Genomic DNA, 23,575 nt, shown 5'->3' on the forward strand with positions numbered 1-23,575 from the left:
CGCCTGTGCCGCGTGCAGAGCCAAGCTCGCGCGCGGTCCGGCAACGATCGGCGAGTATCCGTCTCGTGAAATCCCGCACGCGCGAGTGTGACGGTTTGGCGATGCCCGCGCGATCGGGCATCGTTTTGCACAAAGCCACGTCAGAATGGCAGATTTACTAGTGTTCTTCGATTTCGAAGTTCGCTAACAAAGACAGTCGCAGGCTATGCGAACTTCGTGATCGGGACACTCGCTATGCGCCTCACCGCCGGAACCGACTCCCGTCTCGGAGCGACCTGGGACGGGCGCGGCACGAACTTCGCGCTGTTCTCCGCCAACGCCCACAAGGTCGAGCTCTGCCTGTTCGATGCCCAGGGCCGCCGCGAGCTGGAACGGATCGAACTGCCGGAACGCACCGAGGACGTCTGGCACGGCTACCTCAACGACGTCTCGCCCGGCCAGCTCTACGGCTATCGGGTGCATGGTCCCTACGATCCCGATCGCGGCCACCGCTTCAATGCCCATAAGCTGCTGCTCGACCCTTACGCCAAGCGGCTGAATGGCCGGCTGGTGTGGAGCGAGGCGCACTTCGCCTATCGCACCGGTTCGCCCCGCGAGGACCTGTCGTTCGACCGCCGCGACAACGCCCGCGGCATGCCGAAGGCGGTGGTGGTCGACGAGACCGTCGGCAGCGGCCGGCGCGAGACCCGGCCCGGCGTACGCTGGGAAGACACCATCGTGTACGAGGCTCACGTCAAAGGCCTCACCCAGCAGCGCGAAGATGTGCCGCCCGGGCTGCGCGGCACATTCGGCGGCCTCGCCTGCCCGTCGATGATCGCGCATTTCAAACGGCTTGGCGTCACCACAATTGAACTTTTGCCAGTTCACGGCTTTGTCGATGACCGCATCCTGGTCGAGAAGAAGCTGGTGAATTACTGGGGCTACAACACGATCTCGTTCTTCGCGCCCGAGGTCCGCTACGCGCCGGACAAGGACAATCCGCTGGACTCGTTCCGCACCACCGTGGCGCGGCTGCACGATGCCGGGATCGAGGTGCTGCTCGACGTCGTCTACAACCACACCGCCGAGGGCAATCATCTCGGCCCGACGCTGTCGTTTCGCGGCATCGACAACGCCTCATACTACTGGCTGAAGCCGGACAATCCGCGCTACTACGACGACTTCACCGGCTGCGGCAATTCGATGAACCTGACCCATCCGCGGGTGCTGCAGATGGTGATGGACAGCCTGCGCTACTGGGTTGAAGTCTGCCACGTCGACGGCTTCCGCTTCGATCTTGCCACCACGCTGGCGCGCGGCCCGAACGGCTTCGATCGCAACTCCGGCTTCTTCACCGCGATCCGCCAGGATCCGATCCTCGCAGGCGTGAAGCTGGTCGCCGAGCCGTGGGATCTCGGCATGGGCGGCTATCAGGTCGGCGCTTTTCCGTCGCAATGGTCGGAGTGGAACGACCGCTATCGCAGCGTGATGCGGCGCTACTGGAGCGGCGAAGGCAGTCTGATCGGCGAAGTCTCGCGGCGGATGACCGGCTCGTCGGACATGTTCAACCGCGATGGCCGGATGCCGCGGGCCAGCATCAACCACGTCACGGTGCACGACGGCTTCACGCTCGCCGACCTGTTCAGCTACGAGCACAAGCACAACATCGCCAACGGCGAGGACAATCGCGACGGCTCCAACGACAACCACAGCATCAACTGCGGCGTCGAAGGTCCGACTGACGATCCGAAGATTCTCGGCATGCGCCGCCAGCTCCGCAAGAACCAGCTCGCCTGTCTGTTCCTGGCCCAGGGCGTGCCGCTGCTGCTCGCCGGCGACGAGGTCGGCAATTCGCAGTCCGGCAACAACAACGCCTATTGCCAGGACAACGAAATCGGCTGGGTCGGCTGGGACGGCGCCAACACCGAAGACGACATGGTGGAGTTCGTCGGCCTGATGACCGACATCCGCCGCCGCTTCCCGCAGCTGCGCTCGCGGCGCTGGCTCGACGGTCGTCGTGCCGACGGCTCCTACGGCGTGTTGTGGCTGACGCCATCGGCCGCCGAGATGACCGAGCAGGACTGGGCGTTTCCCGACGGCCGCTTCCTCGCCTACATGCTGAGCCCGAGCGAGCCCGGCGGCGATGCGATTTTCATCGTGCTGAATTCCGGGGTCGAGGCGATCGATTTCCACCTGCCGAAGACCAGCGACTATCCGGTCTGGCACCAGCTGTTCGACACCACCAAGGACACCGTGCAGGTCGCGCCGCTGAAGTGCGGCAGTGCGAGTGCGGCGCCGCCCCGCTCGGTGCTGGCTTTCGCCGGGACGATCGCATGACCGGACGCAGCTTCGGTCCGCGTCTCACTGCGAACGGCGCCGAATTCCGGCTGTGGGCGCCCAACGCGAAAAAAGTGGAAGTGATGCTGGACGGCGCGCCGCATCCGATGCAGCGCGACGACAAGGGCTGGCACAAAACCGAGATTGCCGGAATCGGCGCGGGCGCGCGCTATCGCTTCCGGCTCGACGGCGATCTCGAGGTCCCTGATCCCGGCTCGCTGTTTCAGCCCGAGGATATTGCCGGGCCCAGCGAAGTGATCGACCACGGCGCCTACGCCTGGCGCGCCGCCGATTGGCGCGGCAGACCGTGGGCCGAGACCGTGCTGCTGGAGACCCACGTCGGCACCTTCACGCCGGAGGGCAGCTTCCGCGCCATGGTCGACAAGCTCGATCATCTGGTCGCGACCGGAATCACCGCGCTGGAATTGATGCCGCTGGCGGATTTCCCGGGCCGGCGCAATTGGGGCTATGACGGCGTGCTGTGGTACGCGCCCGACAGCGCCTACGGACGCCCCGAGGATCTGAAAGCGCTGATCGACGAAGCACATCTGCGCGGCCTGATGGTGTGTCTCGACGTGGTCTACAATCACTTCGGACCAGAGGGGAATTACCTCGGCGGCTATGCTCCGGGGTTCTTCTCGGACTCTCACACGCCCTGGGGCAACGCGATCAACTACTACGCTCCCGAAGTCCGCGCGTTCGCGATCGAGAACGCACTGCACTGGCTGCGCGACTATCGGTTCGACGGGCTGCGGCTCGACGCCGTGCATGCCATCCCGGATCAGGGCGAGATCCCGATGCTGCACGAATTGTCCCGCGAGGCTGGTAAGCTCGCGGCGGAGACCGGCCGGCACATTCATCTGGTGCTGGAAAACGACGACAATATCGCCGCGGTGCTCGATCCCGTCACCGATCCACCGCGGGGGCAGTATCGGGCGCAGTGGAACGACGATTATCACCACGCCTGGCACGTCGCGCTGAGCGGAGAGCGCCAGGGCTACTACTCCGATTATGCCGATGCACCGCTCGGGCATCTGAGCCGCGCGCTCGGCTCGGGCTTTGCGTATCAGGGCGAGCCCTCGGCGCATCGCGGCGGCACCCCGCGCGGCGAGCCGAGCGGCGAACTGCCGCCGCTGGCCTTCGTCAACTTCCTGCAGAACCACGACCAGATCGGCAATCGCGCGCTCGGCGACCGGCTGGAGAGCCTCGCCAAGCCCGCGGCGATCGAAGCAGCGCTGGCGATTACGCTGCTGGCGCCGATGGTGCCGATGCTGTTCATGGGCGAGGAATGGGGATCGCAGGCGCCGTTCCCGTTCTTCTGTGACTTCCACGGCGAACTCGCCGAAGCGGTCCGTGCCGGGCGCCGCAAGGAATTCGCCGGCGCCTACGAGAAGTACGGCGACGACGTCCCCGATCCGCTGAGCGAGGAGACGTTCAACAGCGCCGTGCTCGATTGGCGCGAGCGCGACGGCGGCGGCGGTGCGCAGCGGCTGGCCCTGGTGTCGCGGCTGCTGCAGATTCGCCGCAACATGATCGTGCCGCGGCTCGCCGGTGCGCGGTTCGGCACTGCGGCGGTTGCCGATGATGGGATGCTGACCTCAACGTGGCGGCTCGGCGATGGGTCGACGTTGCGGCTCGCGGCAAATCTGACGGACAGCGAGCGGGAGGCCGGCGCCGCTGGCCCAGGCGTTGGAACGATTCTGTGGGGCGACGATTGGAACCGGATCATTCCGCCGTGGGCGGTGACCTGGCGCCTCGAGCAATCCTAAATGCCTCCTGTCATTCCGACTGCCACATACCGTCTGCAACTCACCGCCGATTTCGGTTTCGACCACGCCGCCGCAATCGTCCCCTATCTGAAGCGTCTCGGGATTTCGCATCTCTACGCCTCGCCGTTCATGAAGGCGCGCAAGGGATCGACCCACGGCTATGACATCGTCGATCACACCCAGCTCAATCCCGAGCTCGGTGGCGAAGAAGGCTTCGCCCGGCTCAGCGCCGCGCTGAAGCAGCACGACATTGGCTTGATCCTCGACTTCGTCCCCAACCATGTCGGCGTGCACTATGCCGACAACCCGTGGTGGCTCGACGTGCTGGAATGGGGCCCGGCCTCGCCGCATGCGGCGTCGTTCGACATCGATTGGGAGATGCTGCCGTTCCGCGCCCGCGGCGGCGTGCTGCTGCCGATCATCGGCTCGTCCTACGGCAAAGCGCTGGAAGGCGGCGAGATCGAGCTGCGTTATGACCCTGCCGACGGCAGCTTCTCGGCCTGGTACTACGAACACCGGCTGCCGATCGCGCCGCAACGCTATAGCGAGATCCTGCGCACCGTCGTGCGCGAGGCGGACGCCGCCGAGACCGACGCCGGCCGCGCGATCCTGGAGCTTGCGGCGCGCTACACCGGATTGCGCCGTCCGACGCGCAAGGAAGCCCCCGAATTCAAGGCGGCGCTGCAGACGATTTCCGGCGCCGCCGACGTGATCGCGCGCGGGCTCGATGCCTACCGCGCAGGCGAAGGCCGCACCCAGCAGATCCAGACGTTGCACAACCTTTTGGAGCGCCAGCACTACAAGCTCGGTCATTGGCAGCTGGCGTCGAGCGAGATCAACTACCGCCGGTTCTTCGATGTCAACACCCTCGCCGGCTTGCGGGTCGAAGACGCCGGCACCTTCGAGGCGATCCACAGCCGGGTGAAGAAGCTGCTGGCCGACGGCCAACTGCAGGGCCTGCGGCTCGATCACATCGACGGCCTGCGCGACCCGGCGCAATACTTCCAGCGGCTCCGCCGGCTGGCCCGCGAGGCGCAAGGCGCAGATGCCCCGCCGCTTTACACGGTGATCGAGAAGATCCTCGGCGAGGGCGAGGCGCTGCATCAGTTTGCCGGCGTCCACGGCACCACCGGCTATGAATGGCTCAACGTCATCACCCGCGTGCTGCTCGACGGCAATGGCCTGAAGCCGCTCGACGAGACCTGGCGACAGGCCAGCAATCTGTCGCCGGCGTTCGATCCGGTGCTCAAGGCCGCCAAGCGCCGCGTGCTGGAGACGCTGCTGCTGAGCGAATTCACCGTGCTCACCCGGCTGCTGGCGCGGATCGCATCGGGTCACTACTCGACCCGCGATTTTTCCGCCGACAATCTGCGGCAAGCGTTCGAGCTCTACGTGCTGCACTTCCCGGTGTATCGCACCTATCTGACCGGCAACAGCCCGACCCAGCTCGACCGCCGGCTGATCGAAGACACCATCGCCAAGGCGCGGGCAGACTGGTTCGGCGCCGACGACGGCATCTTCGAATTCCTCAAGGACGTGCTGACGATGGACCTGGTGAAGCCGGGCCGCGCGCCACACTCCAAGCCGCGGGTGCGCCGCTTCGCCCTCAAAGTGCAGCAGTTCACCGGGCCGACAATGGCGAAGTCGCTCGAGGACACCGCGTTCTATCGCTATCACCGGCTGCTGGCGCTGAACGAGGTCGGCGGCGATCCGGCTGCGCCGGAGATGCCGACCGCCGCATTCCACGCCGCTATGCAGAGCCGCGCCCGGGATTGGCCGCACGGCATGACGGCGACGATGACGCACGACGCCAAGCGCGGAGAGGACGCCCGTGCGCGGCTGCTATCCCTCGCCGAAATCCCCGGCGAGTGGGCGAGCGCCGTCGGCAAATGGAAGCTGCTCAACGCGCCGCACCTCGTCGTCGACGGCGAGATGCGCGCGCCCTCACCCGCGTTCGAATACATGCTGTATCAGGCGCTGCTCGGCGCCTGGCCGCTGACGCCCGATCCGGATTTCGCCGACCGCTTCCAGGGCTTCGCGCTGAAGGCTGCTCGCGAGGGCAAGCAGGAAACCAACTGGCTCAATCCGAACCTCGCTTACGAAGAAGGCGTCCGCACCTTCATCGACCGCATCCTCGATCCGGCACTGTCGGGTGCGTTCCTGGAGTCGGTCGAAACCCTGCACCGCCGGCTGTCGCTGCTCGGCGCACTCAACGGGCTCGGTCAGGTGACGCTGAAGGCGATGATGCCCGGCGTGCCGGATTTCTATCAGGGCACCGAGTTCTGGGATTTCTCGCTGGTCGATCCCGACAACCGCCGTCCGGTGGATTTCGACGCGCGTTCTGCGGCGCTGAAGTCATTGCACGACCAGCCCGACTGGGAAACCCTGACCGCGAATTGGAGCGACGGCCGCGTCAAGCTGGCCTGGACGCATCAGCTGCTGCGGCTCCGGCGCGACCACGCCGAGCTGTTCGCCGACGGCGACTACCGGCCGCTCGCCGTGAAAGGCGCCCACCGCGACCGCATCGTCGCGTTCGCCCGCACCCGCGGCAGCGAAGCGGTGATCGTCGTCGTGGCAAAAGGCCTTGCTGCGTTGTCCGATGATGGACGGCAATGGCCGACCGCCGATGCGTATGACGGCGCGATCGATACCAAAGGCTACGCGGTCGAAATCGGCGATGGTGAAAACGCGTCGGGCGAGTTGCAGCTCCGCGACATGTTCCGCCACCTCCCCGTCGCCGTGCACCGCGCCCGCCTGACAGGCACGAAGCGCATCCGTCGCGGCTGAGCAGGCCGCAGGGTCTGCAGAGCTGTCAATGCAGTTGCCTCGTCATTCCGGGGCGCTCGCGTAGCGAGCGAACCCGGAATCTGCCGCGTGCACCGACGCTCGCAAAGCCGTGCTCGCTGCGAGATTCCGGGTTCGCGCTGCGCGCGCCCCGGAATGACTTGGGGCGAAGTGGTACAATGCCTGGGCGATCGACTGCTTTGGACGATTATTACGCGTCCCACAAACACCGAGGCCGCCCGGGAGCTGGAGCCGGACGGCCTGACGGGGTTTGTGCCGATCAGGAAATCGGTTCCCTCACCCGCACCACCAGGATTCCAAGATTCGGTTACTTACAACTTAATGCAATCTACCGATAACTCATTGCTGCAGCGCCATAATTTGGTGCGACGCACGCAACTTGTTACTTCTTCTCGAGCATCAGGTGTCCGCGCTTCTGGATCACGACGCGCGCCGCATCGGCGAATTTCTGCAAAAGCCACGGCAGACGCACTTCGAGCCGGACGTGATCTTCGGCGACGTCGACATGGCCGGCCGCGACCTGGCCCAGCGCGCGGACGCGGAACAGCATCTGGTCGCCGCGCCAGGTCTCCTCATCCACCTTCAGGATCGGCACGTTGATCGCTGCGCGGCTGAGGCCGGTCTGCAGCCGGCGGCGCGCTTCGTCGCGGCCGAGGCGATGAGGGATCGATACGACAAGCGGAGCTGACATTGGGGCGTCCTCGTCACTGCGTGGGTTGATTACTCCCCTATCTAAGTGAGCATTGCGAAAACAACAGGGCGGCGCGCCATATCTCAAGTTTCCGCTTCGGAACCTTCGTTGTTACGCCGTGTTCTCACTCCCAGCAGGCGGAGCACTCGGGCGACCCGCCGCGATAAGGAGAGCGGAAATGTCCATCGGCACAATCATCCTCATCATTCTGATCATCGCCTTGCTGGGCGGCTTCACCGGCGTCGGCGGCGGACCGTTCTACGGCACCGGATATTACGGCGGCGGCGGCCTCGGTCTGGTGATCGTGATCCTGCTGATCCTGCTGCTGCTCGGCAAGATCTGACGTACCCTATCTTCGATCTGCCGATCGACGCTGTCATGCCCGGGCTCGTCCCGGGCATCCACGTATGCGGTACAGATCAACGACGCGGAACAGCGTCACGCGGGCTCATGATGCGCCCGTCGTCAACGCCTTGATCGCCGGCCTCAGCGGGGCTGCCGCCTCGTCGTAGTCGGCCCACGCCTTGGACCGCTTCATCAACGCGGGCACCGTCTCGATGGTGTAGCGCTTGGGGTCGAGACCGGCCTTCACCTGCGACCACGTCACCGGCATCGACACGGTGGCGCCGGTGCGGGCTCGCGGCGACAGTACCGCGACCGCCGTCGACATCCGGTCGTTGCGCAAGTAATCGAGGAAGATCTTTCCCGTGCGCTTCTGCTTCGACATGTTGAGCAGATACTGCTCGGGACTGTCCTCGGCCATCTGCGCACACACCGTCTGGGCAAACGTCTTGGCCGCCTTCCAGTCGACATTGTCGTCGGGCTTCAGCGGCACCACGACGTGCAAGCCCTTGCCGCCGGTGGTCTTGCAAAACGTCGCGAGCCCTAGCGCTTCGAGACGCTGCTTCATTTCCTTGGCGGCCACGATCACCTCGTCGAACCCGACCTCGGGCGCCGGATCGAGATCGAACACCAACCGCCCCGGCACGTCGTAGCGGTTCGGCGCGCAGTTCCATGGATGCAACTCGACGCCGCCGATCTGCGCCACGGCGATCAGGCCTTCGAGGCGGTCGATCTGCACATAGGGCTTGCGATCGCCGGAGACCTTCGCCAGTTCGATCAGGTTCGACATTCCCGGCATGGCGTGCCGCTGAAAGAACAGCTCGCCGCCGATGCCGTCAGGCGCGCGCACGATCGAACACGGCCGCCCCTTGATGTGCGGGATCAGCCAGTCGCCCACTTCGGCGAAGTAATCGGCCAGATCGCGCTTGGTGACGGCGCCGCTGATCTCGCTCGCAGGCCACAGCTCCTTCTCGGGCTTGGAGATCACCACGCCCATCACCTCGGACCGGGCAGCGTCGGCGCGGCGGGGCGCGGCGCGCTTGCCCGCAGCCTTTCGCGGCTTCGCCGTCTTGGCGGCCCGGCGCTTCGGCTTTGGCTCGGCAAGCTCGACCTGCTGCGGCTCCTCGGCTTCGACCTCCGCGGCCGGCTTGTCGGCGCGCAGCCCCTTGAAGGCCGCCTGACGCACCATGCCGCCGCCGGTGAAGCCGGCAAATTCGATCTCGGCGACCAGCTCCGGAGTCACCCAGTGGACGTCGCGCGTCTTCTTCGGCGCATTGGCGCCGCTGAACGGATTGCTACCCGTTTCATGCGCCTTCAGCTCGGGCAGGATGCGCTTGACCACATCCTGGCCGAACCCGGTGCCGACGATGCCCACATAAGCGAGGTCATCGCCGCGGTGAACGCCGACCAGCAGTGAACGGAATTTGCCGTTCGTGGTCTTCCAGCCGCCGATCACCACCTCGTGGCCGGCGCGGCACTTCGCCTTGGTCCAGGCACCGCTGCGGCCGGAGCGATACGGCGCATCGAGCTTCTTCGACACGATGCCTTCGAGCGACAGCTTGCAGGCCGACTGCAGAATGGCGTCGCCGCCGGTTTCAAAATGCTCGACGTAGCGGATCAGGCCTTCCTTGCGACGGCCACGTGCGGCCCTCAGCAAAGCGGCGAGCCGCTCCTTGCGCTCCGACAGCGGCAGCCGGCGCAGATCCTCGCCCTCCGCATACAGCAGATCGAATCCAAAGCAGATCAGGTTGTCGGTGTCGCCGTCCGACAGCGCTGCCTGCAGCGCGGCGAAATCCGGTTGGCCGTGCGAATCCAGCGCCACCACCTCGGTGTCGATGATCGCGTTCGGCAGCGCCGCCGCTTCTTCCGCGATCGCGCTGAATTTGCCAGTCCAGTCGAGGCCCTTGCGTGTCAGCAGCTTGGCTTGTCCCTGCTCGATGCGGAGCTGCATCCGGTAGCCGTCGAATTTGATCTCGTGGCCCCAGCCTTCGCCGCCGGGCGGCCGTTCCACCGAGGTGCAGAGCTGCGGCGGCACGAAATCCGGCATGGCCGCACGCGTACCACGAACAGCTGACTTACTCCGCGCCGCGGGTTTCGCGGACTTCGCAGGCTTCGCTTTCACCGGCGTTTTCGGCTTGGTTTTCGTCGCCTTCTTCGCAGCGCCCGTCTCCGCCCGCTGATCGGCGGCAAGCCCGATGTTGGAATCCCACACCGCATCCGCCGTCACCTTCGCGGCCGCCTTGCGCAGCATGAACGGCTTCGGTGCCTTGCCCTTGCCCGCCGCGATCGTCTCCATGGCGCGGCCCGAGGCGACCGAGCGGTCGTCGTCGAGCACGGTGTTGGCGTCGCCCTCGCGGGCGTCATCGTCGCGGTGCTTGATCAGCAGCCAATTGGTGCGTTTGCCGCCATTGCGGTCGTGCCGCATCCGCACCAGCACCCAGCTGCCATGCAGCTTCTCGCCGTGCAGGGTGAACTTCAGGTCGCCGGTCTTGAAGCCGCGCTCGGGATCGTCGCACTCCCAATAGCCGCGGTCCCAGAGCTGCACCGTGCCGCCGCCATACTGGCCCTTCGGGATCGTGCCTTCGAAGTCGCCGTAGTCCAGCGGATGATCCTCAACCTCGACAGCGAGGCGCTTGTCGTGCGGATCGAGCGACGGTCCCTTGGTCACCGCCCATGACTTGAAGACGCCGCCATATTCCAGGCGCAGGTCGTAGTGCAGACGCGTGGCATCGTGCTTCTGGATCACGAACCGACGCTGCTTCGATGGCGCCACCTTGGTGTCGCCGCGCGGCTCCGCGGTCTGCTCGAAATCGCGCTTTTTGCGGTAGATGCTGAGCTTGTTGCTGGCCACCGTCGCTCCTTACTCACCGCCGACAGGCTGGGCTTAGTCGGAACCAAAACCCGGGATGCCCGTTCAAGTTCCACCCATGATAGCATCGACGTGACCGCCCGGTCGCGACTGCTCGAGCCCTCGGAGAATTCCCATGCCTCGCGCCTATTGGAAGGGCACGCTGAAGCTGTCCCTCGTCACCTGCCCGGTGGCGCTATATCCGGCGACGACCAGCGTCGAGAAGACCCGCTTCCACATGATCAATGCGGAAACCGGCAATCGGCTGAAGCAGCAGATGATCGACGAAGACACCGGCGAGGTGGTCGAGAAGGATCAGAAGGCCCGCGGCTACGAGGTGCGCAAGGGCAAGTACATCGAGATCGAAAAGGACGAACTCGAAGCGGTTCAGATCGAGAGCACCCACACCATCGACATCGACAGCTTCGTGCCGGCCGACGAAATCGACCAACGCTTCCTCAATCATCCGTACTACATCGTGCCGGACGGCAAGGCCGGCGTCGACGCCTTCGCGGTGATCCGCGACGCAATGAAGGACAAAGGCCGCGTCGCGCTCGGCCGCATCGTGCTCACCAATCGCGAGCATGTGCTGGCGATCGAGCCGTTCGGCAAGGGCCTGCTGGCGACCACGCTGCGCTACCCTTACGAGCTGCGCGATGCGGACGAGTATTTCGACGGCATCAAGTCGCCAAAAATCTCCAAGGACATGATCGAACTCGCCGGCCACATCCTCGAGACCAAGGCGGCACATTTCGATCCCAAGAAGTTCAAGGACGAATACGAGACCGCCCTGAAGGCGCTGGTCAAGCGCAAGGCCTCCGGCAAGTCGATCAAGCTCCCCGAACCCGAGGAGAAAGAGAGCAACGTGGTCAGCCTGATGGATGCGCTGAAGCAGAGTCTCGAAGGCGGCAAATCCGGCACCAAAACCGGCAAAGCCCATGGCCGCCGCAAAGCCTCCCGCTCCTCCCGTACCACCACCAAAGCCCGCCGCTCCAACGCAAGGCAGCGCAAGGCGGGGTGAGTTGGCTTACATCGCGCGGCGCGTCATGCTGCTCTGATAGCTTAGGACGCCTTGAAGCTATTCCCCACGCACGTCATTCCGGGGCGCGAGCGCCAGCTCGCGAACCCGGAATCTCGAAGTTGTTTGCGGCTGCGCTGCCGAACCGTCAGTGCCCTGAATCTCCAGATTCCTGTATCTGCGAGGTGCTGGTGCATAGTCAGCACGACGGAGGCCGCTCGGTAGATTCCCGGCCGATCATCTCGCCGTAACCCGGTGCGGGCGCCTCTGTCGGTGTTGCTTGATCGAACAGTCGCACGGGCATTGCCGTTGCGGTGATCGCCCGCATACAGGACCGATGCCCATGACGATTGCAGTGCCGCTTGCGGTTGCGGCCGGCGTCGATGCCGGCCAACGTTTCCTCGATGTCGCGCTGGCTCCGTCGGGCCAGACCTTCCGGATGCCTAATCTGGCCGATGGCATCGCCGAGATCATCGCCCGCCTCGAACGCTCCGGCGTCAGGCGGGTGGTTCTGGAGGCGATCGGTCCCTATGCCGAACCGCTGGTCAAAGCGCTTTCGGTCGCCGGCTTCGAAGTCGGCATCGTCAATCCGCGCCGGATCAAGGCGTTCCGCGAGGCCGAAGGCGGTCGCGCCAAGACCGACAGGCTGGACGCGCGACTGATTGCGCGCTTCGCTCTCACTATGCCCGAGACCCTGCGCCCCCTGCCGACCGACACCCAACTCGAGCTGAAGGCGTTGTCGCTCCGACGCCGCCAGCTCACCGAGATGATCGCGATGGAGAAGACCCGGATGAAGCAGGTCCGCGGCACGCTCCTGCTCGATAGTCATCGGGCCGCGATCGCCGCGTTGTCGGCGCAGTGCCAAGCCATCGAGGCCGAACTCGCCAGGCGCATCGGCGACGACGCCGAACTCCGCCGCGTCCTTCACATCCTCAAATCGATCCCCGGCATCGGCGAACGGGTGGCTACGCTCCTCATCACCGACCTACCCGAACTCGGCCAGCGCGATCGCAAGGCCATCGCCAGCCTCGCAGGGCTCGCGCCCCACGTCAGCCAATCCGGCGCAGCGCCGCCTCGCGCCGCCATCGCCGGCGGACGTCCTTGCGTTCGCGCCGCCCTCTACATGGCCGCCCTGGTCGCCGCCCGCCACCACCCCAAGCTCCGCGACGACTACAACGCCCTTCGCCTGCAAGGAAAACCCGGAAAGGTCGCGCTCATCGCAATCGCCCGAAAACTGCTCGTCACAGCCAACGCACTCGTCAAAGCCGACACGCCATATCAAGGTAAGACCCTTGACACATGAGACAGTCGCCGGGTTCGCGCTTCGCGCGCCCCGGAATGACTCGCGCTTGAGTGGTACGTGTTCAGTCCGACGACTTCTTCTTGCCAGACGTGCGCGACGACGATTTGCGGCTAGACGATTTTCGCGCGCTGGATGTTTTTCGCGTGCTGGATGACTTCGACGACTTGCGGCCCGACGACTTCTTCGCCCCGGTCCGCTTGCTGCTGGACTTGGTCGTCCTCTTGGTCGTCTTCTTCGTCGTCTTACGACCGGACTTAGTGGCCTTCTTGCTCGACGCCTTTGCAGCCTTCTTGCCAGTTTTCTTTTTTGGCACCTTCGCCCCTTCGGCGCGGGCTTCGGACAGACCTATCGCGATCGCTTGTTTGCGGCTCTTGACCTTCTTACCCGAGCCGCCGCTCTTCAGCGAGCCGGCCTTGCGCTTCTTCATCGCGCGGCCGACCTTGGCGGACGCCTTCTTGGAATATTTCCGGGCCATGATCTCCTCCCTATGGAACGATGATCAATGATACCGGTCGGCGATGGTTCCTTGGCGGAGCTATCAGTTCCGCTCGCCGTCCACAGCCGGTGCGCTGGCGAGCTTCTCGATGACGAACACGATCACCTCGTCGCTGCGCTCACTCGTGATGATGCGATCGCCGGTCTCGCCGATCAGCACCGGAATATCGATCAGCGCCATCGGATCGGTGCAGCGGACTTCCAACACATCGCCGGGCTGCAAACGCGGCAGCGCCTTGCGGGTCTTGAGCACCGGCAGCGGGCATTTCAGCCCGGTGAGATCGAGAACAGTCTTGGCCATGGCGGCGGACGATGACGAAGCCGCGGCGCGCGGTCAATTGCCTTCGGCCTCGTTCTTATTGCCGAGCCGCGCCATGGTGAGCTAACCACGGGCATTGCCGAGTGACGACGTGGCGCGGAGTGCGCAATGGCTGATGTTCGACCACCCGCCGTCATCCTGGCCGGCGGCCTTGCCCGCCGGATGGGCGGCGGCGACAAGCCGCTGCGGTCGATCGCCGGCCGGCCGCTGCTGACCCATGTGATCGAGCGCCTGCAGCCGCAATGCGGCGTGCTGGCGCTCAATGCCAATGGCGACCCAAGCCGGTTTGGCCGCTTCGCCCTGCCGGTGATCGCCGATACGGTGCACGACTTCCCCGGCCCGCTCGCCGGCGTGGCGGCAGCGATGGAATGGGCAGCGACGGCGCAGCCGGACGCGCACCACGTGTTGACCGTGCCGGGCGATTGTCCGTTTCTGCCGCGCGATCTGGTGGCCCGGCTCGATCAGGCCCGACTCGCTCAAAATGCCGAGATTGCCGTGGCGGCATCCGGCGGCCATCTGCATCCGGTGATCGCGCTGTGGCCGGTTGCGCTGCGCGAGGCGCTGCGAACCGCCTTAGTCGACGAGGACATCCGCAAGGTCGAACGCTTCACCGCACGTTATCCGCGTGCCGTGGTGGAGTGGCCGGTCACGCCATTCGATCCGTTCTTCAATGCCAATACGCCGGAGGATGTCGCGGAAGCCGAGCGCATCGCGGCGGGCGACAAATAGCAGGACATCTCCCCGTCATTGCGAGGAGCGCAGCGACGAAGCAATCCAGCACCGAGCACTGGGCTGGATTGCTTCGCTTCGCTTGCAATGACGGAAGCGGTGCGTGTCGCTACGGCGTCAGCACCGCGCGGCCGACCAGCTTGCCCTTCTGCAGATCGAGCAGCGCGTCGTAGGCTTGCGGTAGCCCGACCTTGGTGACCGGGATCGGCGACACTTTCTTGGCGCGGACCAGGTCGAGCAATTCCTGCGTCTCCGCAAGATTGCCGACGTAGCTGCCCTGGATGGTGATGGCACGCATCGGGATGAACGGCAGCGCCCATGGTGCGCCGCCGCCGAACAGACCGACGATCACCAACTTGCCGCCCTTGGTAAGACAATCGAAGCCGAGCTGCGCGGTCTGCGGATTGCCGACCAGATCGAGCGCACCGCGCACCGGGCCTTTGGCGATGGCGGCGATCTGCGCCAGCGCCTCGGGGGCCGCAGCATCGACGGTGCCGAGCGCGCCGGCCTTCTGTGCCGCGTCGCGCTTGGCCGCGTCGATATCGACCATGATGGCGCCCTTGCCGCCCATTGCTTTGAGCAGCTCCAGCGCCATCAATCCGAGTCCGCCGGCGCCGAAGATCACGATCGGGCTGTCGAGGCAGAAGTCGAGCTTCTTCAGCGCGCTGTAGGTGGTGATGCCGGAGCATGCATAGGGCGCCGCGGTGACCGGATCGAGACCATCGAGGCTGAGCAGATAGCGCGGATGCGGCACGATCAGCTCATCCGAATAGCCGCCGTCGCAATACACGCCGAGAAACCGCGGCTTCAGGCACATGTTCTCGTCGCCGGCTTTGCAAACATCGCATTCGCCGCAGCCGATCCACGGATACACCAGCGCGACCTCGCCGATCTTGGCGTCCTTGGCATCAGGACCGGCGGCGACGATTTCGCCGACGGTCTCGTGCCCCATCGTCAGCGGCAGCGCGACGCCGCGATCCTGCAGCGACAGCCGCTTGCGGCCGTGACCGAGTTCGTAGCCGCCTTCCCAGATGTGCAGATCGCTGTGGCAGATGCCAGCGGCCTTGACGCGCACCAGCACTTGCGTGCCGGTCAATTCCGGCGTCGGCCGGTTGTCTTCGCTCAGCGGTTTGCCGAAGTCGGTGACGCGAAAGCTCCTCATGGCGTAGTCTCCCGAGAGTGTTTTTGTTTATCGCCGAAGCATGCCACGGCGCCGCACGGTCGTCGATGGCCGGCGCAGCTTACGCCGCGCTGCGGAATTCGGCCGTGGTCTGCGCCACCAGCTCGGCGATCGGCACGATGCCGCCGATCCCCGACGCCGAATGGCCTGCGCTCCAGATATCGCGCCACCGCTTCGGCCGATCCTCCCGTGCGCCGACATCGATATCCTTGCCGATATCGATGCCGCCGCGCTCCGGCAGATCGTCGGGATCGAGCCCGGCGGCGACGATCGATGGCCGCAGCATGTTGGTCTGCAGCCCGGTGAACGCTTTGGTGAGGAGGATGTCGTCGGCGCTCGCCTCCACCAGCATCGCCTTGTAGCGCGGATCGGCAACGCTCTCCTCGGTGGCGATGAACTTGGTGCCCATGTAGCCGAGGTCGCAGCCGAGCGTCATCGCGGCGCGCAGCGCGACGCCGTCGCTGATGCCGCCGGCGAGCACGATCACGCCGTCGAAGAACTGCCGCACCGCACGCACGAAGGCGAACGGATTGAGCCACCCGGTCTGGCCGCCGGCGCCGGCGGTGAGCAGCACCAGGCCGTCGACGCCGGCGGCGGCCGCGCGTTCGGCATGACGAATGCTCGCAACGTCGGCCAGCACCATCGCGCCGACATCGTGCAGCGGTGCGATCACCGGTTGCGGCGAGCCGACGCTGGTGATCACCACCTCCGGCCGATGCTGCAGCAGCAGCTTCAGGTCGTCTCCGAGCCGCGCGTTGGAGCGATGCACGATCAGGTTGGGGCACCACGGCGCGGCGCGCCGGCCGCTCGCCTGCTCGTGCGCCGCGATTCGGCGGGTGATCTCGCCGAGCCAGTCACCGAGTTGTTCCGTCGTACGGCAATTCACCGTGGGAAACGAACCGATCACGCCGCTACTACACGCCGCAGCCACCAGATCGACGCCCGACACTAGAAACATTGGTGCTGCAATCAGCGGCAAACTGAGACGATCGCCGAAGCGCGCCAGACGGTCGGATGATTTCACGGCAGTTTCCTCCTGCTCTGTTTGCATCGGCAGTGGTCTGCCGTGCTAGTGTCGTTGCCGAACATTGGCACGCCCAACAGCCGATGACAAAGACAAGGGAGACACGACGCCATGACTGCCGAGCTCAACGCTTTTCCGACCGCAGGCACGCAAACGTTGCGGGCGCTGGCGCGCTATCCGTCGCGCACCGCGTTCGCCTGGCCCGGCGGCAGCTTGAGCTATCGCGGCGCCACCGACATGATCGGCAGCATCCAGAAGGTGTTCATGGGGCTCGACCTGCAGCCCGGCACGCGGGTCGCGCTGCTCACCGCCAATCGTGCCGAGACCTGGTGCGCCGGCGTCGCGGCGCAGCTCTGCCGCTTCGCTATCACCTGGCTGCATCCGCTGGGCTCGCGCCAGGATCAGCTCGATCAGATCGAGGACTCCGAAGCCGCGGTGCTGATCGTCGACGCCGCGGCCTTCCTGGAGCGCGGCGGCGAGCTTGCCGCCCAGGCGACCGGCCTGCGCCACGTCTTCACCATCGGCCGTGCCGACTACGGGCTTGATCTGCTGATCGCGCTGGATCAGGCCGGCAGCGCCACGGCGCGCGACTTTGCGCGGCTCGATGACGTCGCGGTGCTGAACTACACCGGCGGCACCACCGGCAAGTCCAAGGGTGCGCTGCGCCACCATCGCGAGAACGCCGGTTTCGCCAATGCGATCCTGGCCGATTTCGAAATCCCGTTCGATCCGCGCTATCTCACCGTCGCGCCGATCAGCCACGTCGCCGGCACCAAGGTGCTGCCGTCGCTGATCCGCGGCGGCACCATCCACATGATGAAGGGGTTCGATCCCGAAGCGGTGCTGCAGACGATCGAGCGCGAGAAGATCAACTTCACGCTGTTCGTGCCGACGATGGTCTATGTGCTGCTCGATCATCCGTCGCTCGCCAAGACCGATCTATCGTCGCTCGATCTGGTGCTGTACGGCGCCTCGCCGATGTCGCCGACGCGGCTGGTCGAAGGCATCGAGCGGATCGGCCCGGTGTTCTCGCAGCTCTACGGCCAGACCGAGTGCTATCCGGTCTCGGTGCTGCGCAAAGCCGATCACGATCCGAAGCAGCCGGAGCTATTCCTGTCGTGCGGCTTCCCGATCGCGGCCTGCGATGCCCGGATTCTCGACGAGAACGATCAGGAAGTGCCACTCGGCGAGGCCGGCGAGATCTGCGTGCGCGCGCCGCACGTGATGGCGGAATATTGGAAGCGCCCGGAGCAGACCGCCGAAACGCTGAAGAGCGGCTGGCTGCACACCGGCGATATCGCCAAGCAGGACGACCGCGGCTACATGTACATTCTCGACCGCAAGAAGGACATGATCGTGTCCGGCGGCTTCAACATCTTCCCGCGCGAGGTCGAGGACGTGTTGTCGACCCATCAGGACGTCGCGATGGTCGCGGTGGTCGGCGTACCCGACGACAAATGGGGCGAAGCCGTCACCGCGGTGGTGGTCGCCAAGCCCGGTACCAAGCCCGACGAGCGTGAACTGATCGAACTGGTCAAGACCCGCAAGGGCTCGGCGCATGCGCCGAAACAGGTCAAGTTCGTCCCCGAACTGCCGATGACCGGCGTCGGCAAGATCGACAAGAAAGTCCTGCGCGCCGGCTTCTGGGCCGGCCGCGACCGGATGGTGGGGTAGTTCTTGATTATTCGTCGTCCTGCGGCGATTTCTTATCACCCACCGTCGTCATTCCGGGGCGCGCGCAGCGCGAACCCGGAATCTGACACGCAAACAACCTCGAGATTCCGGGTTCGCGCAGCTCCGCTGCGCGCCCCGGAATGACGGCTTGTTACTACGACCGAAACAGCCGCGTGTACTGCGTCTCGTGGCGCAGGCTGGCGAGGTCGGCGCGGAAGGTGGCGCTGCCGAGGTCGTCGAGTGAAGCGGCCAGCGCGCGCGTGCCTGTGGCGATCACCGCGGGCTCCAATGCTGCGAGCACGCGCTGGCTGTCGGTCTGGCCGAGCGGGATCAGCCGCGCGCCGGCCGAGATCCAGTTCGACGTCACCGCATGCAGGAAGCCGTGCAGCGTCGCCGGCAGCGGCACGCCATGCGAGGCGCTGACGAGACCGACCGCGACCGGATAGGCGATTGCCTCGCCGCATGCCGCCACCGCACGGCCGAGGCCGTCGCTGTCCCAGGCTTTGCGAGCGATCTCGATAAAGGCGCGGCCCTGCGACAATGTCTCGAGCTGGCGCTCCGCCGAGGTGACGAACGCCGCGGCGAGTTCGGCGACGGTGGACAGGCCGGCATCGTCGCTGCGCTCGGTGGCGCGATAGGCGTGGCTGAGCAGCACCGCGTCGCAGAATCCGGCGCCATGCTGCAGCATCGCGTCGAGCCAATCGCGCAAACTGGCAGCGTCAGTGACGTCGCCCGCCTCGACCGCCCATTCGATGCCGCTGGAATAAGAGAACGCCCCGACCGGAAACGCCGGCGACAGCCAGGTCATCAGCCGGAACAGCGCAGCGCTCTGCTCCGCCGGCAGCGGCTGCGCCGACGCCTCCGGCTCAGTGCTCATGCTTGTGCGAGTGGCCGCAATGCTCATCATGGACATGATGGTCGTGGCCATGGTGATCGTGACCGCAGCAACCGCCATCAGCATGATCGTGGTCGTGATGCGCGTGACCATGATGGCCGTGATCGTGATGGCTGTGACCATGGTGGTGATCATGGTGAGCGTGATCGTGCTGACCATGATCGTGGTGCGCGTGCGCCGCCTCGCCGCTGTCGTGCGCCGGTGCGTAGGCGCCGCCTTCCGGATCGAACGGCGCTTCGATCTCCACCACCTTGCCGCCGAGGCCGCGGACCATGTCGGCGATGACGTGGTCGCGGCGGATGCGCAGCGCTTTCGCCATCAGTTGCGTCGGCAGATGGCGGTTGCCGAGATGCCAGGCGAGCCGCACCAGGTGCAAGGAATCATGACCGCGGATCTCGAGCAGCGGCTCCGGAGCCGCGACCACTTCCACCAGCCGCCCGTCTTCCAGCACCAGCGCGTCGCCGCCGCGCAGCGCCACCGCCTGCTCCAGATCGAGCAGGAACGACAGTCCTCGCGTCCCGGTCATCGCCATGCGGCGGCGATGCCGATCGTCGAAATCGAGCACGACGGTGTCGGCCGGGGTGTCGGTCCAGCGATGCTGGCCGCGGACGGCGGTGGCGCGGATCATGGTGTCTCCTATCTGGTCACGACGTTCGCCGGCGTGATGATCTCGATCTTGGGCGGCGCGGCGAAGCAGGTGACGGCGACGCGACCGAACGTCTTCATGTGCTCGGCCTTGCGATGCGGCTCCAGCGCTTCGGCGTTTTCCCACTGCTCGACGAACACCATCTTGGAAGGTTCGGTGACGCTCTCGTGCAGGTCGTAGGCGATGTTGCCTGGCTCCTTGCGCGTCTCGGCGATGCAGGCTTTGGCAGCGGCGATCAGTTCGGCACGCATTTCGGGCTTCACGGTCAAAGTGGCGACGACATAGATCACGAATATTCCTCCCGGCGGTTTGTGTCTGCAAGGCCGGACATGCGCCGGCGCGCGGGACATTAGGCGGATGCGGCGGGGATGCAAAGGGGATGGCTCAACCGCGTTGATGCGCCACCACAGGACGGTCATTCCGGGATGCGCGCGAACGCGCGCAGACCCGGAATCCCGAAGTTTGTGCGGATCGAGATTCCGGGTTCGCCGCTTCGCGGCGCCCCGGAATGACCGGCGGAGAGGTTGCGCGTAACAGGCTCGTGTCGATGACCGGGAAGCCCCTCAGAACATGAAGTATCTCTGTGCCAGCGGCAGCACGTCGGCCGGGGCACAGGTCAGGAGTTCGCCGTCGGCGCGGACTTCGTAGGTCTCGGGATCGACTTCGAGCTTCGGCGTGGCGTCGTTGTGGATCATGCTCTTCTTGGAGATGCCGCCGCGGACGTTGCTGATCGGGACCAGCTTCTTGGCGATGCCGAGGTCACGAGCGAGATTGCCGGCGGCGGCCGCTTGCGAGGTGAACACCACCGACGACGCGGTCAGCGCCTTGCCGAAGGCGCCGAACATCGGCTGGTAGTGCACCGGCTGCGGCGTCGGGATCGAGGCGTTGGGATCACCCATCGGCGCCGCGACGATGCTGCCGCCCTTGATGATGCAGTCCGGCTTGACGCCGAAGAACGCCGGCGACCACAGCACCAGGTCGGCCATCTTGCCCTTTTCGACCGAGCCGATCAGCTTCGACACGCCATGGGCGATTGCCGGGTTGATGGTGTACTTGGCGATGTAGCGCTTGACGCGAAAATTGTCGTTGCGCGCGCTATCCTGCGGCAGCGCGCCACGCTGCTTCTTCATTTTGTCGGCGGTCTGCCAGGTGCGGATGATCACTTCGCCGAGCCGGCCCATGGCTTGAGAGTCCGACGACATCATCGACAGCGCGCCGAGGTCGTGCAGGATGTCTTCCGCCGCGATCGTCTCTTTCCGGATGCGGCTCTCGGCAAACGCCAGATCCTCGGCGATCGACGGATCGAGATGGTGGCACACCATCAGCATGTCGAGATGCTCGTCGATGGTGTTCTTCGTGAACGGCCGCGTCGGATTGGTCGACGACGGCAGCACGTTGTCGAGGCTCGCGACCTTGATGATGTCCGGCGCGTGGCCGCCGCCGGCGCCTTCGGTGTGGAAGGCATGAATGGTGCGGCCCTTGAACGCCTTCACGGTGTCTTCGACGAAACCCGACTCGTTGAGCGTGTCGGTGTGGATCATCACCTGGATGTCGTACTGGTCCGCGACGGTGAGGCAGTTGTCGATCGCCGCCGGCGTCGTGCCCCAATCCTCGTGCAGCTTGAGCGCGCAGGCCCCGCCTTCGATCATCTCCTTTAGCGAGCCGGGCAACGCGGCGTTGCCCTTGCCGGAGATGCCGAGATTGACCGGAAAGGCATCGAACGACTGAATCATCCGGCCGATGTGCCACGGGCCCGGGGTGCAGGTCGTCGCGAAGGTGCCGTGCGACGGGCCGGTGCCGCCGCCCAGCATCGTGGTGACGCCGCTCATCAGCGCATGTTCGATCTGCTGCGGGCAGATGAAATGGATGTGGCTGTCGAAGCCGCCGGCGGTGAGGATCTTGCCTTCGCCGGCGATCACATCGGTGCCGGGACCGATGATGATATCGACATTGGGCTGAATGTCCGGATTGCCGGCCTTGCCGATCGCGGTGATCACGCCGGCCGTGATGGCAACGTCGGCTTTGACGATGCCCCAATGGTCGACGATCAGCGCGTTGGTGATCACCGTGTCGGCGGCGCCGCCCTTGTTGGTCACCTGCGACTGGCCCATCCCGTCGCGGATCACCTTGCCGCCGCCGAACTTCACCTCTTCGCCGTAAGTGGTGAGATCCTTCTCGACCTCGATGATCAGATCGGTGTCGGCGAGCCGGACGCGGTCGCCGGTGGTCGGGCCGAACATGTCGGCATAGACGGAACGTGCAATCCTGGTGCTCACAACACGGCCCTCCCGCGCGCGGCGGTTTCGTCGAATAAACGTTCGAGGTGATCGTTGACGCCGCGGCAGCCGGCAGCGACCTTTTCGGCCCAATCGAGATAGTCGAGCAGCCGGTCGCGTTCCCAATCGTCCGGCGGCGACAGGATCAGCGAGCGAAGATTGCTGATCTTGTCCGCGAGCTTGATCATCTTGGCGCGCGGCGCCAGATGCGGCGCGTGCTCGATCTGCAGCCGCTTGCGCTCGGCCTTCGGCAGCGTCTTGTCGTCGGTGCAGGCGACGACCAGCTCGGCGACTTCTTCGCTAAACAGCTCGGCGAGATCGTCGCGGGTGACGCCGGTATCCTCGATGGTGTCGTGCAGCCAGCCGGCGGCCACCAGCGGCGCATCGGCGCCGTCCGTCGCGACCGTCAGCAGCAGCGCAACTTCGGCGAGGTGATTGACGTAAGGCTCCTTGTCGGCGCCCTTGCGCCGCGTCCCGGCATGTTTTCGCGCGGCGAAGTCGGCAGCGCGAGACACCAGCACGAGATCGGTCATGCCCCCGCCCTCAGCGGCCGGAACGACGGCGTTCTGGCCGCTTTCTTGTCGAACGTCATGGTCGCGTCGCAGCCGAAAGCGAGGTTGAGCTCGCCGATCATGCAGTCGGCGAAATCGGCAAGTCCCTTTCCGTATTGCTCGACCGCCCGCTCGATGGACGCGGCGAACGGCAACACGAACTCCGGAGCCGCCAGGATGCGCTGCAGCCGGGTATGGATTGCTTTACGATCAAGCCCGAACGAGGCACGCAGCGCCCAGACGAACTCGACCAGCACCACCGGGTTGATGAAGACACTGCCTTGCGACCGCACCACATCCCGCGCGGCCGCGGTCTGGGCGACGTTGTCGTCCGCCTCGAAGAATCGCAGCAAGACATTGGTGTCGACTGCGATCATCGCTGCTTTCCCCTTCGAGGGAACTTCTCAGTGATCGTCGCGGTGATCGCGTCGTCGAGGTCCTTGCGCGCGTACGGGCGCTGACGCGGCGGCAGCTTCACCTCGTCGAAATTCTCGAAGATGCTGCGCCGCTTCACCGCCGTGACGGTCAGCTTGCCGGATGCCGACAGATCAAAGTCGAGGCGATCGCCGGCGGTGACGCCGAGCCGCTCGCGGATCGAGGCCGGCAAAGTGACCTGCCCCTTCGAAGTGACGGTCGCCGAAGCTTTGTAAGACATCACCCGAACTCCTTACATTGAAGGTAGTCCTTACCGACC

The 23,575-nt window shown here is 65.5% G+C and carries 21 protein-coding genes; 8 read left to right on the forward strand and 13 right to left on the reverse strand.

Features of this window, described 5'->3' with window-relative positions; all coding sequences use genetic code 11:
- Positions 1-234: 234 nt before the first annotated feature.
- Genes glgX through treY form a run of 3 tightly spaced genes read left to right on the forward strand, consistent with a single transcriptional unit; the run spans position 235 to position 6,872 of the window.
- Positions 235-2,316 carry a glycogen debranching protein GlgX gene (glgX, locus tag LRC39_RS18705; protein ID WP_346295253.1) on the forward strand — a complete coding sequence of 694 codons (2,082 nt, stop codon included), beginning with the start codon at positions 235-237 and terminating at the stop codon, positions 2,314-2,316.
- Positions 2,313-4,085, forward strand: a complete 1,773-nt coding sequence (gene treZ / locus LRC39_RS18710; RefSeq protein WP_346295254.1) for a malto-oligosyltrehalose trehalohydrolase — start codon at positions 2,313-2,315, stop codon at positions 4,083-4,085. The genes glgX and treZ overlap by 4 nt, the downstream gene beginning before the upstream one ends.
- The gene (gene treY, locus LRC39_RS18715) at positions 4,086-6,872 is read left to right on the forward strand and encodes a malto-oligosyltrehalose synthase (protein WP_346295255.1); all 2,787 of its coding nucleotides are present in this window, start codon (positions 4,086-4,088) and stop codon (positions 6,870-6,872) included.
- Positions 6,873-7,272: 400 nt separating this feature from the next.
- Here treY and LRC39_RS18720 read toward each other — a convergent pair whose 3' ends face one another.
- On the reverse strand, positions 7,273-7,581 hold the full coding sequence (locus LRC39_RS18720; protein ID WP_164571258.1) for a polyhydroxyalkanoic acid system family protein: 309 nt from the start codon (positions 7,579-7,581) through the stop codon (positions 7,273-7,275).
- Positions 7,582-7,759: 178 nt separating this feature from the next.
- On the opposite strand from LRC39_RS18720, the gene LRC39_RS18725 reads away from it, so the two are divergent.
- Positions 7,760-7,924 (forward strand): DUF3309 family protein, encoded by a 165-nt coding sequence (locus LRC39_RS18725; protein ID WP_013501467.1) that lies wholly within the window; start codon positions 7,760-7,762, stop codon positions 7,922-7,924.
- Between the two features lie 105 nt (positions 7,925-8,029).
- On the opposite strand, the gene ligD is transcribed toward LRC39_RS18725, so the two are convergent.
- On the reverse strand, positions 8,030-10,774 hold the full coding sequence (gene ligD, locus LRC39_RS18730; protein WP_346295256.1) for a DNA ligase D: 2,745 nt from the start codon (positions 10,772-10,774) through the stop codon (positions 8,030-8,032).
- A 133-nt stretch (positions 10,775-10,907) separates the two neighbouring features.
- Between ligD and LRC39_RS18735 the strand changes: the two genes are divergently transcribed.
- Together LRC39_RS18735 and LRC39_RS18740 are read left to right on the forward strand one after the other, a co-directional pair.
- Positions 10,908-11,792 carry a Ku protein gene (locus LRC39_RS18735; RefSeq protein ID WP_346295257.1) on the forward strand — a complete coding sequence of 295 codons (885 nt, stop codon included), beginning with the start codon at positions 10,908-10,910 and terminating at the stop codon, positions 11,790-11,792.
- Positions 11,793-12,132: 340 nt separating this feature from the next.
- On the forward strand, positions 12,133-13,092 hold the full coding sequence (locus LRC39_RS18740) for an IS110 family transposase (RefSeq protein WP_346295168.1): 960 nt from the start codon (positions 12,133-12,135) through the stop codon (positions 13,090-13,092).
- A 61-nt stretch (positions 13,093-13,153) separates the two neighbouring features.
- Here the strand turns inward: LRC39_RS18740 and LRC39_RS18745 are convergent, their stop codons facing one another.
- Both LRC39_RS18745 and LRC39_RS18750 read right to left on the reverse strand, forming a co-directional pair.
- Positions 13,154-13,567: a DUF6496 domain-containing protein gene (locus LRC39_RS18745; RefSeq protein WP_346295258.1), complete on the reverse strand. Its 414-nt coding sequence runs from the start codon at positions 13,565-13,567 to the stop codon at positions 13,154-13,156.
- Positions 13,568-13,630: 63 nt separating this feature from the next.
- Positions 13,631-13,888 carry a sulfurtransferase TusA family protein gene (locus LRC39_RS18750; protein ID WP_346295259.1) on the reverse strand — a complete coding sequence of 86 codons (258 nt, stop codon included), beginning with the start codon at positions 13,886-13,888 and terminating at the stop codon, positions 13,631-13,633.
- Positions 13,889-14,014: 126 nt separating this feature from the next.
- On the opposite strand from LRC39_RS18750, the gene mobA reads away from it, so the two are divergent.
- Positions 14,015-14,635: a molybdenum cofactor guanylyltransferase MobA gene (mobA, locus tag LRC39_RS18755; protein WP_346295260.1), complete on the forward strand. Its 621-nt coding sequence runs from the start codon at positions 14,015-14,017 to the stop codon at positions 14,633-14,635.
- A 109-nt stretch (positions 14,636-14,744) separates the two neighbouring features.
- Here mobA and LRC39_RS18760 read toward each other — a convergent pair whose 3' ends face one another.
- The gene (locus tag LRC39_RS18760; RefSeq protein ID WP_346295261.1) at positions 14,745-15,797 is read right to left on the reverse strand and encodes an alcohol dehydrogenase; all 1,053 of its coding nucleotides are present in this window, start codon (positions 15,795-15,797) and stop codon (positions 14,745-14,747) included.
- 79 nt (positions 15,798-15,876) lie between these two features.
- Positions 15,877-16,866, reverse strand: a complete 990-nt coding sequence (locus LRC39_RS18765; RefSeq protein WP_346295262.1) for an NAD(P)H-dependent flavin oxidoreductase — start codon at positions 16,864-16,866, stop codon at positions 15,877-15,879.
- A gap of 84 nt (positions 16,867-16,950) precedes the next feature.
- Here LRC39_RS18765 and LRC39_RS18770 point away from each other — a divergent pair, with 84 nt between their 5' ends.
- Positions 16,951-18,513, forward strand: a complete 1,563-nt coding sequence (locus LRC39_RS18770) for an AMP-binding protein (protein ID WP_346295263.1) — start codon at positions 16,951-16,953, stop codon at positions 18,511-18,513.
- A gap of 154 nt (positions 18,514-18,667) precedes the next feature.
- Here the strand turns inward: LRC39_RS18770 and LRC39_RS18775 are convergent, their stop codons facing one another.
- The 7 genes from LRC39_RS18775 to LRC39_RS18805 all read right to left on the reverse strand — a co-directional run bounded on the left by LRC39_RS18775 (position 18,668) and on the right by LRC39_RS18805 (position 23,536).
- Positions 18,668-19,390 carry an urease accessory protein UreF gene (locus LRC39_RS18775; protein WP_346295264.1) on the reverse strand — a complete coding sequence of 241 codons (723 nt, stop codon included), beginning with the start codon at positions 19,388-19,390 and terminating at the stop codon, positions 18,668-18,670.
- Entirely contained in the window at positions 19,380-20,036 is a 657-nt protein-coding gene (locus tag LRC39_RS18780) for an urease accessory protein UreE (protein WP_346295265.1), read from the reverse strand. Before LRC39_RS18780 ends, LRC39_RS18775 begins: the two co-directional genes overlap by 11 nt.
- An 8-nt stretch (positions 20,037-20,044) precedes the next feature.
- Positions 20,045-20,344: a putative quinol monooxygenase gene (locus LRC39_RS18785; protein ID WP_142883169.1), complete on the reverse strand. Its 300-nt coding sequence runs from the start codon at positions 20,342-20,344 to the stop codon at positions 20,045-20,047.
- Between the two features lie 273 nt (positions 20,345-20,617).
- A complete protein-coding gene (ureC, locus tag LRC39_RS18790) occupies positions 20,618-22,330 on the reverse strand; it encodes an urease subunit alpha (RefSeq protein ID WP_346295266.1) in 1,713 nt (570 codons plus the stop codon).
- On the reverse strand, positions 22,327-22,863 hold the full coding sequence (locus tag LRC39_RS18795) for an HD domain-containing protein (protein ID WP_346295267.1): 537 nt from the start codon (positions 22,861-22,863) through the stop codon (positions 22,327-22,329). Before LRC39_RS18795 ends, ureC begins: the two co-directional genes overlap by 4 nt.
- Positions 22,860-23,258 (reverse strand): PIN domain-containing protein, encoded by a 399-nt coding sequence (locus LRC39_RS18800; protein WP_263989216.1) that lies wholly within the window; start codon positions 23,256-23,258, stop codon positions 22,860-22,862. The genes LRC39_RS18795 and LRC39_RS18800 overlap by 4 nt, the downstream gene beginning before the upstream one ends.
- On the reverse strand, positions 23,255-23,536 hold the full coding sequence (locus tag LRC39_RS18805) for an AbrB/MazE/SpoVT family DNA-binding domain-containing protein (protein ID WP_263989217.1): 282 nt from the start codon (positions 23,534-23,536) through the stop codon (positions 23,255-23,257). The genes LRC39_RS18800 and LRC39_RS18805 overlap by 4 nt, the downstream gene beginning before the upstream one ends.
- Positions 23,537-23,575 lie beyond the last annotated feature (39 nt).

It is taken from the genome of Rhodopseudomonas sp. P1 (assembly GCF_039642825.1).
GTDB lineage: Bacteria > Pseudomonadota > Alphaproteobacteria > Rhizobiales > Xanthobacteraceae > Rhodopseudomonas > Rhodopseudomonas palustris_H.